Raw genomic sequence first — 2,907 nt, 5'->3', positions numbered from 1 at the left:
GGGGCACGTATCCTGTGCGCATGTCCAATTCCGAATCACCACCCCGCGCACTGCTCGGCTGGCGCCTGCTCGCGCTGGTCTACGACTTCTTCCCCGTGCTGGCGTTGTGGATGCTGCTGTCGGCGGCATTCACCCTCGGCTACACCTATCTCGGCCACCACGGCACGCGCCAGAACATCGCACCGTTCAGTGCGTTGCAATGGCTGCTGTGGCTGTGCTGCTGGGCCGTCACCGGGCTGTACGCGACGATCAGCTGGCGCCGCGGCGGCGCGACGCTCGGGATGCGGCCGTGGCGCCTGCGCGTTGTGTCCGCCGATGGCGGCAACGCATCGTTCACGGCGTTGTGGAAACGCTATGCAGTGGGAACGCTGTCCTTGCTGCCGGCCGGCGCGGGCTTCTGGTGGGCGCTGTTCGACCGCGAACGGCTCACGTGGCACGACCGCGCCAGCGGTACGCGGATGTTGCGGCGGAATCGCTAGCCGGAGCGCCTTCGGAACAGCGTCGCCGACACCGCCAGCATCAACGTCGGCGGAATCAGGTAGGCGAGGCGGAAATCGAACTTGTACACGCCCGCCAGCTTCACGAACTGGGTCTGCACCAGCCAGAACATCAGCGCGAACACGATGCCGATGAAGAGCCGCTTGCCCATGCCGCCACTGCGCAGCGAACCGAACGCGAACGGCACCGCGGCCAGGCACAGCGCCAGCACGTTGAGCGGATAGAACCAGCGGCCCCAGTAGAACTCCTCGTATTCGCTGGCATCGAGGCCGTTGCGCTTGCGGTAGGCGATGCTGCGGCCGAGTTCGCTCGACGACAGGTAGCGCGGACGCGCGATGCTGGCCGCGAGCGCGGTTTCGTCCAGCTTCGAGGTCCAGCGTTCCTCCATCGCCTCGGTCTCGGTCACGGAGCGCTGCTCGAACCAGGTGCGCCGGACGTCGTGCAGCAGCCAGCCGCCCGGATGGTGCTCGGCGCTGCCTGCGCGGGCGATGGATTCCAGCCGCCCGTCCTTGGCGAATTCGTACAGGCGCACGCCCTGCAATTCGAGGTAGCGCTTGTCGCCTTCGCCGCGCTCCTGCCCGGTCTGCGCGTTGAGGAAGGTGTCGCCTTCGCGCGCCCACAGGCCGCTGTAGCGGGCCACGATCATGTCGTTGGACTTGGCCGAAGCCTTCAGCGCATCGGCGCGCTGCTGGCCCCAGGGGCCGAGGGTTTCGCCGTTCACCACCATCAGCGCGGTCAGCACTGCCAAGGCGCCGGCAACGGCCAGGCCGAGCCGTCGGCGCGACAGGCCCAGCGCGCGCAATGCTGTCAGCTCCGAGCTCGCGGCGAGCTGGCCCAGGCCCATCAATGCGCCGATCACCGCGGCGGTCGGGAACAGCATGTAGGCGCGCCGCGGGATGGTCAGCGCGACCACCGCCACCGCGTTGCCGAAGCCGTAGCGCCCGGTGCCGACGTCGCCCAGTTCGGTCACGACCGCCATCACCACGTCCAGCCCGATCAGCACCGTCCAGGTCAGCAGCACCGTGCCGAGCAGCACGCGGCCGACGTACAGATCATGGATCTTCGGGAACGGCTTCATGCGCGCCTCCGTGGCCGGCGCACGCGCCCGTCGGTGAAGTAGAACCAGGCACCGGCCGCGAGCAACGGCAGCAACAGCCACCACAGGCCGGCGGCCATCGGCAATTTGCCGCTGCCCAGCCAGTCGGTGCCGAGCAGCATCAGGTTCATGCCGAACAGGTAGGCGAGGAAGCCCAGCAGCAACCGGCCGTAGCGCGCCTGCCGCGGCGAACTGCGCGCCAGCGGCACCGCCATCAGCGCGAACGCCAGCGCCAGCAACGGCGGCGCGATGCGGAAATGCAGCTGCGCCCCGGCCTGCGGGCGGGGATCGGACAACAATTCGCCGATCGGAAGGCCCTGCGGGTTGCGCGGGCTGTCCTCGGCCTTGGACATGGGCATGCGCAGTTCGTTGCGCGCATAGCGCATCAGCCGGTAATCGCGCCCGCTGTCCAGCGGGCCCTCGACCCGGAATCCGTCCTTGAGGTCGAGGAAGCGCTGGGTCCCGCCTTCGATCTTGAGCGTGGCGCCGGTGGCGGTGGTCACGTCGAGGCGGTCGCCGTCCTGGCGATAGACGAAGATGCGCTGCAGGTGGGTGCCGTCGTTCGACATCGCGCCGACGTAGACCACGCCGCCCCCGCCCGGCAATTCGGTGAAGCGCCCCGCGTCGAGCCCCGCGACCAGCAGGTTGCGGTTGCCGGCGGCGACCATCTCGTCCGAGGTGCGCTTGGCCCAGGGCCCGAGCCACAGCGAGCACAGCGCGATCAGCCCCACCATCGGCAGCACCAGCCACGCCCAGGGCCGCAGCAGCCGGCGCGGGCCGACCCCGATCGAGGTCAGGATCGGCATTTCCGAATCGCGGTACAGGCGGCCGAAACCGAGCAGCAGGCCGATCATCAGCCCCAGCGGCAGGATCATCGGCAGGTAGCGGATCGTCTGCAGCCCCAGCTGGGACAGCATCAGCCCGGCCGGAACCCGGCCGCGGGCGATGTCGCTGAGCACGTCGGTGAACACGCCGCCGAGGCTGACGACCGAGAGCACGATCAACGCGGCGAACGTGGCCTGGACCAGTTCGCGCAACAGGTAGCGGTCGAGCTTGAGCATCGTGCTCCGGGGGCGGGCTTGGGACGTGCGCCTCGCGGCCTGCGCCGCGGCTTGCACTACACTTGGCGGTTCGCCGGCCCTGCGCTCTTGCGCCCCGGGCCGGCCAGATTTTATCGAACACGATCTTACTGAATCCGCCCGGGAATCCGTCGATGAGCCTTGAATTCGCCCTGAACGCCACCGCCCCTGCCGCCGCCAACGTCGATTGCGTGGTGGTCGGCGCCTTCGCCGACGGCGGCCTTTCCCCGGCCG

Annotated in this window: 3 protein-coding genes; 1 reads left to right on the top strand and 2 read right to left on the bottom strand. The window is 69.2% G+C overall.

The annotated features are described in order from the left end of the window. A partial coding sequence (locus VFM98_RS15070) for an RDD family protein (RefSeq protein WP_325110728.1) occupies positions 1-479 on the top strand: 479 nt, incomplete at its 5' end. Here the strand turns inward: VFM98_RS15070 and lptG are convergent. Next, positions 476-1,576 (bottom strand): LPS export ABC transporter permease LptG, encoded by a 1,101-nt coding sequence (lptG, locus tag VFM98_RS15065; RefSeq protein WP_325110727.1) that lies wholly within the window; start codon positions 1,574-1,576, stop codon positions 476-478. The two genes, VFM98_RS15070 and lptG, sit on opposite strands and share 4 nt — an antisense overlap. After that, positions 1,573-2,655 (bottom strand): LPS export ABC transporter permease LptF, encoded by a 1,083-nt coding sequence (gene lptF, locus VFM98_RS15060; protein ID WP_325110726.1) that lies wholly within the window; start codon positions 2,653-2,655, stop codon positions 1,573-1,575. Before lptF ends, lptG begins: the two co-directional genes overlap by 4 nt. Positions 2,656-2,907 lie beyond the last annotated feature (252 nt).

This window comes from Ramlibacter sp., assembly GCF_035706265.1.
Lineage (GTDB): Bacteria > Pseudomonadota > Gammaproteobacteria > Burkholderiales > Burkholderiaceae_C > Ramlibacter.
This window is presented reverse-complemented; position numbering and strand designations above follow the sequence as displayed.